The organism is Microtetraspora sp. NBRC 13810, from assembly GCF_030268685.1.
Taxonomy (GTDB): Bacteria; Actinomycetota; Actinomycetes; order Streptosporangiales; family Streptosporangiaceae; genus BSRQ01.
Window position 1 is genome coordinate 91,104 of record NZ_BSRQ01000025.1, and the last position, 14,560, is coordinate 105,663.

A 14,560-nucleotide genomic window follows, 5' to 3' on the forward strand; every position below is an offset into this window, starting at 1 on the left:
GGGAGTGGGTGACTCGCGCATGGTGTCGAGAGGGCAGAAGGATCTGCCCCCCGATCTGACCACCTTCGTCGGGCGGCGCAGGGAGATCGCCGACGTCCGCAGGACGCTCCAGCGTTCCCGTCTCGTGACGGTGACCGGGATCCCCGGGGTGGGCAAGACGCGAGTCGCGCTCAAGGCGGCGGAGAGCATGCGCCGGGCGTTCACCGACGGCGTCCTCTTCGTCGAGCTGTCCAGCCTGTCCGACCCCGACCGGCTGGCCCAGGTGCTCGCCCGCGCGCTTGAGCTCCCCGACCAGGTGGCCGAGCCCGGCGGCGAGGGCCTGGCGGAATACCTCGCGGACAAGCAACTCCTGCTCGTGCTCGACACCTGCGAGCACCTGGTGGAGGCGTGCTCCCGGCTGGTGCGCACCCTCCTCGCCGCCGCGCCCGGCCTGCGCGTGCTGGCCACCAGCCGGCAGCCCCTCGGCGCGCCGGGCGAGCACAGCCTCGTCATCCGCCCGATGGCGGTGCCGGCCGCCGCCGAGACCGGCTCGGTCGCCGCGCTCGCCCAGTGCGAGTCGGTCGCCCTGCTCCTCGACCGGGTCACCGCCGTGGACCCGCACTTCGTGCTGGCGGAGGAGAACGCGCCCGCCGTCGCCGAGCTGTGCCGCCGCCTGGACGGCATCCCGCTCGCCCTCGAACTCGCCGCGGTGCGGGCCGGGACGCTGCCGGTCGAGCGCATCCTCCAGCTCATGGACGAGCTGTTCTGGCTCGGCGACGAGGTCGACGACACTCCCGACTCCCGGCATCGCACCATGCAGGCCGCCATCGCGTGGAGCTACGAGCTGTGCACGGAGGAGGAGCGCCTGCTGTGGACCAGGCTGTCGATCTTCCCCGGCAGGTTCGACCTGGGCGCCGCCGAGGCCGTCTGCGCCGACGACGAGCTGCCCGCCGGACGGGTCTACCCGGCGATCGACGGCCTGGTCGGCAAGTCTATCCTGGTCTGCCTCAAGCAGCCGGGCCGGACGATCTACCGGATGCTCGACAGCATCAGGGAGTTCGGCGCGGCCAGGATGCCGGGCGTCGAGGCTCGCAGGGTGCTGCGCGCCCGGCACCGGGACCACTACGCCGCGCTCGCCGAGGAGTCCGCGGTGGTGCCGCCCGGCGGCGACCAGGCCGAGCAGTGGACCCGGGTGCGCGGCGACTGGCCCAACATCCGGGCCGCCCTGGAGTTCTGCGCCGCCGACCCCGCCGAGGCCGGCCGGGGCGCCCGGATGGTGCTCACGCTCACCTACCTGTGGATCGCCTGCGGCATGGCCCGCGAGGGCCGGCACTACATGGAGTGGTTCGTCCGGGTCAGCAGGCCGGATCCGGACGCCCGCGCCGGGCTGCTGCTGTTGCTGGCCTACGTGCTGATCGGCCAGGGCGACCTGCGTGCCGCGGGTGAGGTGCTCGACGAGTGCGAGGAGCTCCTCCCGGCGCTGGACGATCCGCTGAGCCGTACCCACCTGGTGAAGCTCAGGGGGACGCTCGCCTGCGGCGCGGGCGACCTGGCCGGCGCGGAGAGGTACCTCAGCGAGGCCATCGAGCTGCTCGGCGGCGACCGGGTCGACATCACGCTGCTGTCCGCCCGGGTCGAGCTCGGCATCACCCGGCTGTGGCTGGGCCGGGTCGACGAGGCCGCGCGGGTGCTGGAGGCGTGCAAGCGGGTGTGCGTGGCGAACGGCCAGTCGTGGGCGCGCTCGTGGGCGGACATGGGGCTCAGCCTGGTCCTGCGGGCCAGGGGGGACCTGCCGGGGGCGCTCGCCCTGGCCAGGGAGGCGCTCGGCCGCCAGCGCCGCCTGCACGACGTGATCGGCGTCTCGCTGTGCCTGGAGCTCGTCGCCTGGCTGGCGGTCGGCCAGGAGGACCCCATGTGGGTGGCCCGGCTGCTCAACGCCTCGCACGGCCAGTGGCGGCAGGTGCGCCAGCCGCTGTACGGCTCGCCGAACTTCCTGGCCGAGCACGCCCGGTGCGAGGAACGGCTGCGCCGCCAGTTGTCCCGCGCCGACTACGAGGACGCCGCGGCCGAGGGCAGCGCGATGTCGATGGAGGAGGCGGTGGACTACGCGCTGGGCGCGCCCCGGCCCGGCCGTCCCGCCGCGCCCAGGGAGCGGTCCGCGCCGCTCACCCCGCGCGAGGAGGAGGTCGCCGACCTGGTCGCCGCGGGCCTCACCAACAAGGAGATCGCCCAGCGTCTCGTGGTGGGCCGCAGGACCGTCGACACCCACGTCGAGCACATCCTCGCCAAGCTCGACTTCTCCGCCCGCAGCCAGATCGCCGCCTGGGCCATCCGCCACCGCTCCGCCTGAGGCCCCACCCCGCCCGGCTATCCGGAGTGCGGGGCGGAAAGGGGAGGACGGGGCCGAAGGCGATAGGAAGGCCGGAATGGGGAAGGCAGGGGCGGAGGGCGGGACCGGGGCGGGAAAGGGAAGGCGGATCAGGAAGCGGAAGGACGGCACGGAAGGCGGAGGGCGAGGCGTTTTCGCCTGATTCACCACGTTCGGCGTGTTACCCTCCGCGACGTGTCCGTATGGCGTACGCTCGACCGCGCGCTCCCCGGTTCGCCCGCACCGGGCTCGGCCGCACGGAGGTGGACCATGACGGACCGCAGATCAGGCAACCTCGCCGCCGAGATGACCAGTTTCGTGGGTCGTGCCGACGAGGTGACGCGCGGGGTGGGACTTCTGGGCGAAGGCCGGTTGCTCACGGTGACCGGCCCGGCCGGTTCGGGCAAGAGCCGCGTCGCCCTCCGCGTCGCCGAGGGCCTCAAGAGACGTTGCCCCGAGGGCCTGTGGCACGTCGAGCTCTCCGGCCTCCGCCCCGCCCCGCGCCCGCCCCGGGACGGCGCTCCCGGGGACGCCCCGGACGCCCTGGACGCCCTGGACGCCCCGGACGCCCTGGGCGGCGCGGGGGACGCGCGGGCCGGTGCCGGAGGAACCGGCGGGCCGAGGAGCACGACACCGGACGACGGCCCCCACGTCACATCCTTAGACGGTGGCCACCACGTCACATCCTTGGACGGCGGCCACCACGTCACATCCTTGGACGGCGGCCATGACGTCACAGCTTCGGGCGGCGGCCACCACGTCGCACCCTTGGACGGCGGCCATGACGTCACAGCTTCGGGCGGCGGCCACGGCAGCACACCGCCCTACGGCGGTCAGGGTTTCGCGGCGGTGGGTGGTGGTCAGGGTTTCGCAGCGCCGGACGGTGGTCAGGGTTGGGCAGCGGCGGATGGCGGTCAGGGTTTCGCGGCGGTGGGCGGTGGTGAGGGGTCCGCGGCGGCGGGTGGTGGTGAGGGTTTCGAGGCGGGCGGTGGCCGGAAGGGTGAGCGGGCCGGCGGGGTCGTGGGGGTGGACGAGGTCGCCCGGGTGGTGGCCGGGGCGCTCGGGCTGGGCGGGGAGGCGTGCTCCGCGGACGGGCTGGCGCGGGCGCTCAGCGGGCATCGCGCGCTGATCGTGCTGGACACCTGTGACCATCTCGTCAAGGAGGTCGCCGCGCTGGCCGCGGCGCTGCTGGAGGGCGCGCCCCGGCTGCGGCTGCTCGCCACCGGCAGGCGCCCGCTCGGCGTCGCCCGCGAAGAGGTGCTCCGCCTGGCCCCGCTGCCGCTCACGGACGCGGCCCGCCCCGACCCCGGCAGCCCGTCCATGGCGCTGTTCGCGGACCGGGCGGTCGCCGTCGATCCCGAGTTCCGGCTCACCCCGGCGTCGGCGTCGGAGGTGGCGCAGATCTGCCGCCATCTGGACGGCCTGCCGCTGGCGATCGAGTTCGCCGCCGAGCGGATGCGGTCGCTGTCCACCGGCGAACTGCTGCACCGGCTGCGCGAGAGCCGGCCGGGGGAGCGGTTCGACCTGCTCGCCGGGGCCGGCGAGGCCGTACTGCCCCGGCACCGCGACCTGCGTTCCGCGGTGGCGTGGAGCCACGAGCTGTGCGACGACGGGCAGCGGGCGATGTGGCGGGCGCTGTCCGGCGTACGCGGCGCCTTCGACCTGGAGACGGCCAGGGAGGTCTTCGCCGCCGGGGATCCCGGGGCGGGGACGCGTCCCGGGGTGCCGGACGCCCTGCTCGCCGACCTCGTCGCCCGGTCCGTGGTGGTCGGGGAGCCGGCGCCCGGGGGATGCCGTTACCGGCTGCTGGAGCCGTACCGCTGGTTCGGGCTGGAACTGCGCGGGGACGCCGGAGACGAGGCCGACCGGTGGATGCCGGTGGAAAGCCCCTCCCCGGGCCGGGCGGCCGGCGGCGGCGCGCGGATCGGGCTGCCGGTGACCGATGCGCTGAGCGCCCGGGAACTCCAGATCGCCGAACTGATCGCGGAAGGTCTGTCCAATCCGCAGATCGCCGCACATCTGCAGATCGCCAAGCGTACGGTGGACGCACACGTACGCAACATCTTGGCGAAAGGCGGGCTCGCTTCCCGTACGCAGGTCGCCGCTTGGTTCGCCGAGCGCGATCAATGGGTTGACGTATAGGTATTTTCCCGGATGCGGGATGGCCACAGGTGGCAGAACACTACTGGTGGCCAGTGGGTGACGAGATGTGCCGACGTGTTTCCGCAGCGCTCAGGCGCCGACATGGGAGGGGTCCCCCCGCCGCCTGAGGACACATGGTGGATCGCTCCATCTGGGGCGTGACCCACTGGCCAGGACCCTCCCCGCACCGGGCGTCCGCGAACCCGGCAGGCCGGCCGATCTGGTAGGACAGGTCCGTGACCGAGCCGACCGCCCATCAGACGCCCCAGACAACACTCCTGGCACCCGGCGACGTCCACCGCCCCCACCCCGCCCCGGCCACCCACCCTGCCCCGGCCACCCGCCGGCACCCCACCCCCTCCGCGCGGCCTGCCACCGCCTCCGCGCGGCCTGCCACCGCCTCCTCGCGCCGCGGCAGGACCTCGGGCGGCTCCGCCGAGGACACGGCCGGGGGAGACCCGCCCCAGGGGCCTATGACCACGGACATCTCCGCCTGTGGTCCGACTGCTCCCGGTCCGGTTGCTTCCGGTCTGGTTGCTCCGGGTTCGGCTGCTTCCGGCTCGGCTGCTTCCAGTCCGGCTGTTTCCGGCTCGGCGTCCCAGAGCGGTGTGCCCGAGAGGGATGCGGCTGAAGGCGGTGACCCTGGGAGGGCTGTGGCCGAAGGCGGCGTGTCTAAGGGGCCGGTGGCTAGGGAAGGCGTGTCGAGGGGGGCCGCTGCCCGGAGCGGCGCGTCCGGTGGCTCCGCCGGGCCTGGGGGCACCCCCAGGGGGCCGGTGGCCAAGCGTGGGGAGGCCAGAGGCGCCGGGGAAGGAGGCGGAGTGTCCAGGGGCTCTTTGGGGCGTGGGAATGTGCCCGGGGGATCCGTGTCTGGGGGGTCCGTGTCCGGGGGATCCGTGCACGGTAAGTCCCTGTCCGGTGGGTCTGTGTCCGGTGGGTTCGTGGCCAAGGGCGGGGTGGGCGGCGGGCGGGGGAAGGAGATGCCGGAGGCGGCCGGGCGGCTGCCGGTGGCGCGGGTGGCGGTGGACAATCCGCTGCCGCATCTCGACCGGCTCTTCGACTACCTGGTACCGGCCGCGATGGACGAGACGGCCGTGCCGGGGTGCCGGGTGCGGGTGAGGTTCGCGGGCAAGTTGCTTGACGGGTTCCTGATCGAGCGGGCCGAGCACAGCGAGCACGCGGGCCGGCTGACCCCGCTGGAGCGCGTGGTGTCGCCCGAGCCGGTGCTCACCCCCGAGATCGCGGGTCTCGCCCGCGCGGTCGCCGACCACTACGCCGGCACCCTCGCCGACGTCCTCCGCCTCGCCGTACCCCCTCGCCACGCCCGCGCCGAAGCCACCACCCCACCGCCCACTCCCACCACCCCGCCGCCCACCGACGAGGCCGCAGAGGCCGCAGAAGCCCTGGAAGCCCCGGAAACGGCAAAGGCCCCGGAAGTCACGGAAGCGCCGAAAACCCCGGGAGCCCCGGGAGCCACGGAAGGCCCTGAAGGTTCGAAAGGTTCGGAAGGTCCGAGCGTCCCGCGGGCTCCAGAAGTCCCGGAAGCTTCGGAGGTTCCGCAACCTCCGGAGGCTCTTCAGGCCCCGGAGGCTCCCGAAGCGGCGCGGCCCGGTGTACCCGCTCCTGTGCCCGGCGCGGAAATTGTCTTGCTTCGGACGTCCGACGCGGCGGAGACGGCGGAAGCGGTGGAAGCGGCGTCCACGGTATCCGGGACGGCGGCCGAGGCCGACAGCGCGGGCGTTCCAGCTTCCGGGGTGTCCGGCGGGACGGGGGGCACTTCGGAGGTCTCCGGGGAGACCGGGGGCACCTCCATGGCATCGGGCGAGGCGAAGGGCACCTCCGTGGCAACCGGCGGGACGAAGGGCGGTTCCGGGGTCTCCGCCGGGACGGGGGGCACTTCCGAGGTTTCCGGCGAGACGAAGGGCACCTCCGTGGCATCCGGCGGGACGAAAGGCGGTTCCGGGGTCTCTGGCGGGAGCGGGAGTGTGTCCGGGGGGATCGGGGGCGTCGGTGCTGGGGGAGGTGCTTGGGGCGGGTATCCGATGGGGGAGTCGTTTCTGGGGGCGTTGGCTGAGGGGCGGGCGCCGCGAGCCGTGTGGGGGGCGTTGCCGGGGGCCGGGGAGGACGGGCCTGGGTGGGCGCGGGCGGTGGCGGAGGCGGTCGCGGCCACGCTGGACGGCGGGCGGGGGGCCGTCGTCGTGGTGCCGGACGGGAAGGACGTCGCGCTCGTGGACGCGGCGCTGCTGGCCGTACTCGGGGAGGGCAGGCACGTGGCGCTGACCGCCGACCTCGGGCCCGCCGAGCGGTACCGCCGGTGGCTGCGGGCGCTGCGCGGGCACGTCGGCGCCGTGGTGGGCACCCGGGCGGCGATGTTCGCGCCGGTGCGTGACCTGGGGCTGGCGGTGATCTGGGACGACGGCGACGACCTGCACGCCGAACGGCTCGCGCCCTACCCGCATGCCCGCGAGGTGCTGTCGCTGCGCGCCTACCGGGCGGGCGCGGGCCTGCTGATCGGCGGGTACGCGCGGACGTCCGAGGCGGCGCGGCTGGTGCACGCGGGCTGGGCGCGCCCGCTGGCCGGGTCCCGCGAGGCGGTACGGGCGCGGGCGCCGAGGGTCCGCCCGGCGGGCGACGACGCCGAGCTCGCCAGGGACGCGGCGGCCCGCCAGGCGCGGCTGCCCAGCCTGGCGTGGCGGGCGCTGCGGCATGGCCTGGAGACGGGACCGGTCCTGGTCCAGGTGCCGCGCAGGGGCTACCTGCCGGTGCTGGCCTGCCAGAACTGCCGCGCCCCCGCCCGCTGCCTCCAGGCCCCGTCGGCCGCCCGGCCCAGGCAGGACGCGGCCCCAGGGCGCGCGGCCGGAGGGCGTGGTGCGGCGGCCGGGAGCGGTGTCCAGGGGGTGCTGGGCGTACAGGGGGTGCTGGGCGAGGTGGCCGGGCCGGGCGGCCAAGGGACGCTGGGCGCGGCGGCCGGGTCCGGCGCGCAGGGGCAGCCCGGCGCGTCCCATGGGCCGGGCGCCTCCCACGGCCCGGGCGTGCATGGACCGGGCGTGCATGGGCCGAGCGCCTATGGACCGGGCGCACATGGACCGGGCGGTCAAGGACCGGGCGCGCATGGACCGGGCGGTCAAGGACCGGGCGCGCATGGACCGGGCGCTCACGGGCCGGGTGCTCACGGACAGGGCATGCACGGGCCGGGCGCGCATGGGGCGCAGGATGCGGGGCCAGGGCTGGGGCCGGGGCAGGGGATGCCGGTGGTGGGAGGAGAGCGGTGTGGGGGGCCGTTGGCGCTCAGGAGTGGGCACGCGGCGCCGTACTGCCGGTGGTGTGGCCGGATCGCCGGTGTGTGGCGGTGCCCGCGTTGCGGGTCGGCGCGGATGCGGGCGCAGGTGGTGGGGGCCAGGCGGACCGCCGAGGAGCTGGGGAGGGCCTTCCCCTCCGTCCCCGTGCGCACGTCGGGGCGGGACGGCGTCATCGCCAGGGTCGGTCCTGGGCGCGCCCTCGTGGTGGCGACGCCGGGGGCCGAGCCGGTGGCCGAGGGCGGTTACGCGGCGGCCGTGCTGCTGGACGGCTGGGCGCTGCTGGGCCGTCCCGACCTGCGCGCGGGCGAGGAGGCGCTGCGCCGGTGGATGAACGCCGCCGCGCTGCTGCGCCCCGGCGCCGAGCTCGTCGTGCTCGCCGACTCCGCGGTGCCCGCCGTACAGGCCCTGCTGCGCTGGGATCCGGCGACCCATGCCGACCGGGAACTGTCCGAGCGGATAGAACTGGCTTTCCCGCCGGCTGTACGGCTGGCGACCCTGACGGGTACGCCGGCGGCGGTCAGGGAGATGCTCGCGGAGGCCAAGTTGCCGCCGGGCGCGCAGGTACTCGGGCCGGTCCCGGTGGACGCGCCCCGGGGGGAGCCGGAACAGGCCGGGGCGGAAAGTGCCAGGGAGCGGGCACTGGTCCGGGTCGCGCGGGCCGAGGGGGCGGCGCTCGCGGCGGCGCTCAAGGGGGCGAGCGGGGTGCGTTCGGCGCGCAAGGCGGCGGATGTCGTTCGGGTGTGTCTGGATCCCGGGGAAGGCATCTAATACGCCCCAGATTGGCGGTTTGGCCCCAATAGCCGTTTTCCCCGATTCGCCGCGCCCACAGTAAGCCGTTAGTTTCTCCCTGTGTCGATCGAATGGGTGAATCGAGCCATCGACGATCTGCGTGCTTGGGGGCGTGCGCACGGCGTCGACGTCGATGTTGACGAGGTCCGGCTGCTGTGCGACTACGCCAGCGACTATCTGGGGGTGGAGCAGCTCGGCGACTTCGAGTCGGGCACGTTCGAGGAACTGCTGCTGTCGATCTACCCCCGCAAGGTCATCGCGCCCCCCGAGAGCGCGCCGGAGACGCTGGCCGCGGCCCGCACGCTGGTCGACTTCTTACAGTCCTCCCAGGCGGTCGCAGGCCGGTCGGCCGTCCGGATGCGCGCGACCCTCGACCGGATCGAGCCGGAGATGCCGGCCGCGCTGGCCGACACGTCCCGGTACGGCATGGCCAAGAGCATCTTCAGCGCCATCGGCCCCGAGTCCCTGGAGAACCCCGAGACGCTGAGCCCGGCCCCGGCCGAGCCCGCCGTGGAGCTGTGCGACTGCCCGGGCTGCTCGCCGCTGCCCGCCGTACGGCTGGCGCCGCGCCCGCGGCTCGCCGGCGCGGCCCGCGCGGTGCCGATCCTGCGGGACGCCCACCGGCTCGCCGAGTGGATGCTGACCGGTGGGCGCACCCCCACCGTGAAGGGCCTGCTGAGGGTCAGGGACGCCACGGCCGCCACGGGCGCGCTGGGTGTCACCGGGGCGGCCTTCCTGTGGGACCTCGCCGCCTACACCGGCGTCGTGGACGTGGCGGGCACGACGATCGCCGCCGGGGAGGACTTCGGCCCCCTCGACGAGCGGGGCGACGACGACGTGCTCGGCCTGTGGTCGGCGGCGGTCGAGTTCATGGTGGAGAAGGAGAGCAACGGCGGGGTCACCGGCCTCGCCGCCCTCGACGAGGAGCTCTACGGCCTGTGCGACATGCTCTACCGGGCGCAGGTGCCGGTCGCGGCCCGGGTCGTGGCCGACTACCTCGCGGAGACCGGCCTCGGCGAGGAGGACCTAGACCTCGACGCCGCCGTGGCCCGGCTGGACTACTGCGGGCTCGTCGAGCGGATGGACGGCGACCTGCTCGGCCTGACCCCGCTCGCCGTGTGGGGCCTGCGCGAGCTTTACGCGGGCCTGGGGATGGAGGCGCCGGAGGCGTCCGACATCGCGCTCGCGGGCGGCCGTGAGCTGATCGAGGCGCTGCTGGCCGGGGTGCCGACCGAGCTGGCCGAGGAGGACATCGTCCGCTGGCTCGCCCGCAGGCCGCCCGAGGACGCCGCCGCCGAGCTGCTCGGCGCGGCCGGCGGGGCGCCCGCCGTGGCCCGCGGCATCGCCGTGACGATCGTGGACCGGCTGGGCCCGGAGGCCGAGCCCGCCGTGCGCGCCCACCTCGCCGACCCGGAGCTGCGCCCGCACGTCATCCACTGGCTGTCCGCGCGCGGCTTCGCGGCCCCGCCGCTCAGCCAGGCCGAGGTGCTGTGGGTGAGCGTCGACATGCTCGCCCTGGCGATCTCGGCCGCCGACGAGGACCCCGAGGCGTTCGCCGAGAACATGGCCGCCTCCGGCCCGTCCGCACACATGATCGAGGAGATGTGGCGGGTCGACCACCCCGACGTCGTCGACGTCCTTGACCTGCTGGGCAGATCCCTGCCCGACGGCACCGTCGCCAAGGCGGCGCGCAAGGCGGCCTTCAAAGCGCGGTCGCGTTCGATCGGATGACGTACTCAGCCGTGACCGCTGTGCAGTAAGTTTCGTGAGTGGCAAACAGCGGGAACATGGGAAACGTCTACGATCTCGGTGAGCTACGCCGGCTCGTCGACGACTTGGGGGCGGTGCCCCCGCAGGATCGCGCGGAGATCCTCTCAGGACTCACCGCGGGCGCGGAGGGCTGCGACTGTCCCGACTGCGGGACAGAGACGCTGACCTTCCCGCCGGTCGCGCTCGCCGGCGAGACCGACCTCGCCGCCGCCGTGCCGTCGGTGCCGCTCGTCCGCGACGCGCGCAGGCTCGCGGAGTGGACCGGCACCCGGGAGGTCACGCAGGAGCGCCTGCTGCCCGTCGAGGAGGCCCGCGCCGCCGTCGCCGCGCTGGGCCTGCCCGTCTCCGCCGAACGGCTCGCCGCCGCGCGGAGCGCGAGCGAGCTGCCCGTGCTGCACCTGCTGTGGGTCGTCGCGGTCAACACCGGCCTGCTGCGCATCACCGGCACGGCCGCCTCGCCCGGCCCGCTCAGCCACGCCGAGCCGTCCTCCCCCCGGGAGGCCATGGAGTTCTGGGACGGCGTGGTGATGGACGTCCTCGACCGCGCGGACGAGGGCCTCACCGGCTCCCGCGTCGTCGACGACCACCTGGCCGAGATGCTCGCCACGATGTACTCGGTGAGCGCCGGCATCGCCGAGACCACGCTGGCCAAGGGCATCATGCAGTCGCACGAGGTGGCCTGCGAGGCGCCCGCCGAGGAGATGCTGCGGCTGTCCGCCGAGCTGCCCGGCGAGCTGGCCGAGGCCCTCGACCTGTTGGCCTACTGCGGCCTCATCGAGGGCGTGGCGGCGGGCCGGCCCAGGCTGACCCCGCTCGGCCTGTGGGCGGTGCGGCAGGACCTGCTCCGCGAGGGCCACGACGCGCCCACGGTGGACGAGGTCGCCGTCTTCGCCGACCTGTCCGCCCGCGACCTGGTGACGGCGATCCTCACCGGCGCGGCCGCGCCGAGCGCCGTCTCCGTCTGGCTGGAGCGCCGCGCGCCCGCCGCCGCGGCCCGCGAGCTGATCGAGGTCGGCCGCGCGGGCACGCCCGGCCAGCGCGCCACGGTGAGCACGATCATGGAAGAGCTCGGCCCGGAGGCCGAGGAGCCGGTCCGTCAGGCGCTCGGCGAGCCCGCGATGTGGCGCTACGCCGCGTCCTGGCTGCACGTGCGCGACCTTCCGGCGCCCGCGCTCAGCGCGGGCGACAGCACCTGGGTGGCGGTCGACACGCTCGCCTCCCTGCTGTTCACGGTGGAGGGCCCGGAGGAGCTGACCGGCTTCGACCTGTTCACCCCGCAGGACGAGCTGGCCCGCCTGGTCGAGGAGATGCCCTCCGTCGACCACCCGGACAAGATCGCCGTGCTGGAGATGCTCGCCGCCAACCACGCCGACCGGTCCATCGCCAAGGCCGCCCGCAAGGCCGCGATGCGCGCCCGCTCCGGCGCCATCGGCTGACCCGCGCATCCCGGCCGCCCGGCCCGGTACGGCGGGCCGGGCGGCGCGGAGGTCAGCCGGGCTCGCCCGGAGTCCCCTCCTCGACGACCGGCGGCCCCTCCGAGGGCTCGTCCGGCACGTCGGGGTTGTCCGGCTCGTCCTCCGGCTCCTCGGAGGGCTCGTCGGGGTTGTCCTCCGGCTCCTCGGACGGCGGCGGCGACGGGCAGACGATCGTGGTCGTGGCGGAGTCGCGCCCGCCGTACGAGGTGGACACGGTGCCGGTGATCCTGAGCTTGGCCGCCTCGCCGCAGTCGGCCGTGGAGAACGGGTTGGCGAAGCTCACGGAGTAGGACGTCCGGTCCGGGCCGACGCCGATCGTCTGCGTGCTCGTCCGCCTGCCGCCCGCCGAGCTCGTGATGACGGCCCGGACGACGACCCTGCCCGGCCGGGGGGCGGTGACCTTGACCGTGGCGTAGAGCCTGCCGTCCCAGCCGGCCCTGATGCCGGTGACCTCCGGCCGGCAGGGCTCGCCCTTCACGGTCTCGGTGTCCTCGGCGGTCGCCGTGGTGGCGCCGGTCGCGGTGACCGTCACCCGGCGCTCCTGGACCTGGTCGCACGGCACCGTGGGGAAGCTCGCGCGCAGCGGGATCGGGTGACGGGTGGCGCCCACGCGCGTCAGCCGTACCGGCGGGAGCGGGTCGCGGCCGGTCACCGCGTAGGTGACCGTCACGGCGACCGGGCCTCTGCCGTCGGTGGAGACCACCGCGCGTCCGCGGCCGTCCGACCATGCGGCGATTTTCACGGACTCGACCGCGGGCGGCGGGCACTCCTCGCCGGAGACCGTCCGGCTCCGGGTGACCGGCTCGCCCGCGGGAGAGGTGGTCACCTCCATCGTCCGCGTCACCTCTTCGCCGCAGGGCACCTCGCCGAAGGCCGGCGTGTGGGCGAACCGCCGCTCGCCGGTGAACGTCTCCCGCTCGGTCGCCACCGTCCTGCCGTCCTGCTCGTACGTCGTCGTCACGGCGACCGGCCGCGGGGACCTGGACCGGACCGTGAACGCGCCCCGCTCGCCGTCGAACGACGCCCCGGACACCGTGGGCGGCGGGCACGCCTTCCCCTTGACCGTCGCCACCCGGCCGGTCTGCCCGGCGCCGGGCGCGGCCGGCGTGGTGCGGACGGTCACCCGGCGGGTCGTCATGCCGTCGCACGGCGGATCCGCGAAGCCGGTGACGTCCACCCGGGTGCGGTAGGAGGTCTTGCCGGACAGCCGGTGCGTCTGGGGGGCGGCCTGGCGGCCCGACGGGTTCTCCGCGGCCATCACGGTCAGCGTGACCGGGCGTTTCGTGGTGGTACGGGTGATGATCACGGCTTCCCGGCCGTTGAAGGAGTCGACGGTGAGCCCGGTCACCGCGACCGGCGGCGTACCCGGGCCCCGGGGGGAGGGCGGCGGTGGCGGCGGCGGGGGTGGTGGGGGCGGCGGCACCACGGCACCTCCGCCACCGCCGCCGCCCCCGCCTGAGCCGCCCGCGCCGCCGTCCGGGCCCCCACCCGAACCGCCTGAGCCACCGCCCGCCCCGCCGTCCGGGCCGCCGCCTTCACCGCCCGCCCCGCCGCCGGGGTTGCCCGCCGACGTCAGGCCGTCCGGTCCGGTGGACTCGTCCGGGGTGAACACCGACTCGGGCGCGCTGTCCGCCGCGTCCAGGATTTCGGTCTGGGTCACCCCGAACGCCAGCACGGCCAGAACCACGGCGACCCCGGCCGCCTTGAGCCCCGGACCGCGCAGCACCTTGGACCGGGCCGCCCCGGACAGCGTCCTGCTGAAGGCGACCTTGACCATCTCGGGCGACGACGTGCGCCGGCGCGGCAGCAGGAACGCCAGCAGCGCCACCTGCCGGGCCAGCCCGATCCGCCCGCGCGTCTCCCAGTCGGCCCCGTATGCCTGGGCCGCCACGGTCTCCAGCTCCCCGGCGAAGGCGAGCACGTCGGACGGCCGCTGCGAGGGGTCCTTGGCCATGCCCTTGGCCAGCAGCGTCCTGAGCGGCTCCGGCACCCGTTCCACCGGGATCGGCCGGGTGCGGTGCTGGTAGTAGTAGGCGATGTCGTTCTGCGCGGCGTAGGGCCGTTCGCCGGTCACGCACTCGTAGAACACGCAGGTGGCGGCGTAGATATCGGCGGTGGGCGAGGCGTGCGCCGGCTCCCACGCCTCCGGGGCCAGGTAGGGGGCGGTGCCGATGGGCCGGTCGTCCGGCGTGCCGGTGCGCGCCGCGATGCCGAAGTCGATCAGCTTGGTGTGCCCGTCGGTCTCGACCAGCACGTTCTCAGGCTTGTAGTCGCGGTGCACGATGCCCCGGGCGTGCGCGAGCGACAGGCCGAGCAGCGACCCCTTGAGCACGGCCAGCGCCGCCTCGGGAGCGGTCGGCCCGTGCCGGGAGAGCATCTGGCGCAGCGAGATCCCCTCGACGGCCTCCATCACGATCGCCGCGCCCTCGGGACCCTCGTGGAAGTGGTGCAGCCGGGCGATGTGCCGGCTGTTCAGCCCGGCGAGGATCCCGGCCTCCGCACGGAACGCCTGGAGGAAGCCCGGCTTGCCGCGCAGCCGGGCATCGAGGTACTTCACCGCGAACGTCTCGCCCGTCTCGACGTGCACGGCGAGGGCGACCCTCCCCTGACCGCCGGCACCCAGGGTCCTGAGCTCGCGATAACCAGGTAACTCCCAGCTCATATCGCGCCCCTCCAGCACTGTCGCGTTGAGCGATGCCATGGTGGCTCTTCGCATCGAGGATGCGCCCGCGCACTGATCG

The 14,560-nt window shown here is 75.0% G+C and carries 6 protein-coding genes; 5 read left to right on the forward strand and 1 reads right to left on the reverse strand.

Annotation, left to right across the window (positions count from 1 at the left end; all coding sequences use genetic code 11):
* Positions 1–19: 19 nt before the first annotated feature.
* The 5 genes from QSK26_RS35755 (at position 20) to QSK26_RS35775 (ending at position 11,780) form a co-directional block, all read left to right on the forward strand.
* On the forward strand, positions 20–2,329 hold the full coding sequence (locus QSK26_RS35755; protein WP_285779768.1) for an ATP-binding protein: 2,310 nt from the start codon (positions 20–22) through the stop codon (positions 2,327–2,329).
* A gap of 288 nt (positions 2,330–2,617) precedes the next feature.
* Entirely contained in the window at positions 2,618–4,489 is a 1,872-nt protein-coding gene (locus QSK26_RS35760; protein WP_285779769.1) for a LuxR C-terminal-related transcriptional regulator, read from the forward strand.
* 977 nt (positions 4,490–5,466) lie between these two features.
* Entirely contained in the window at positions 5,467–8,553 is a 3,087-nt protein-coding gene (locus QSK26_RS35765) for a primosomal protein N' (RefSeq protein ID WP_285779810.1), read from the forward strand.
* Positions 8,554–8,634: 81 nt separating this feature from the next.
* Positions 8,635–10,305, forward strand: coding sequence for a hypothetical protein (locus QSK26_RS35770; protein ID WP_285779770.1), 1,671 nt, complete (start codon positions 8,635–8,637; stop codon positions 10,303–10,305).
* A gap of 38 nt (positions 10,306–10,343) precedes the next feature.
* Positions 10,344–11,780 carry a hypothetical protein gene (locus tag QSK26_RS35775; protein WP_285779771.1) on the forward strand — a complete coding sequence of 479 codons (1,437 nt, stop codon included), beginning with the start codon at positions 10,344–10,346 and terminating at the stop codon, positions 11,778–11,780.
* Positions 11,781–11,832: 52 nt separating this feature from the next.
* On the opposite strand, the gene QSK26_RS35780 is transcribed toward QSK26_RS35775, so the two are convergent.
* Positions 11,833–14,520: a serine/threonine-protein kinase gene (locus QSK26_RS35780; RefSeq protein WP_285779772.1), complete on the reverse strand. Its 2,688-nt coding sequence runs from the start codon at positions 14,518–14,520 to the stop codon at positions 11,833–11,835.
* Positions 14,521–14,560 lie beyond the last annotated feature (40 nt).

Coding starts and splice junctions, on each gene's coding strand:
- QSK26_RS35780 (WP_285779772.1), bottom strand. CDS start 14,520: ATGGCATCGCTCAACGCGACAGTGCTGGAGGGGCGCGATATGAGCTGG.
- QSK26_RS35765 (WP_285779810.1), top strand. CDS start 5,467: ATGCCGGAGGCGGCCGGGCGGCTGCCGGTGGCGCGGGTGGCGGTGGAC.
- QSK26_RS35760 (WP_285779769.1), top strand. CDS start 2,618: ATGACGGACCGCAGATCAGGCAACCTCGCCGCCGAGATGACCAGTTTC.
- QSK26_RS35755 (WP_285779768.1), top strand. CDS start 20: ATGGTGTCGAGAGGGCAGAAGGATCTGCCCCCCGATCTGACCACCTTC.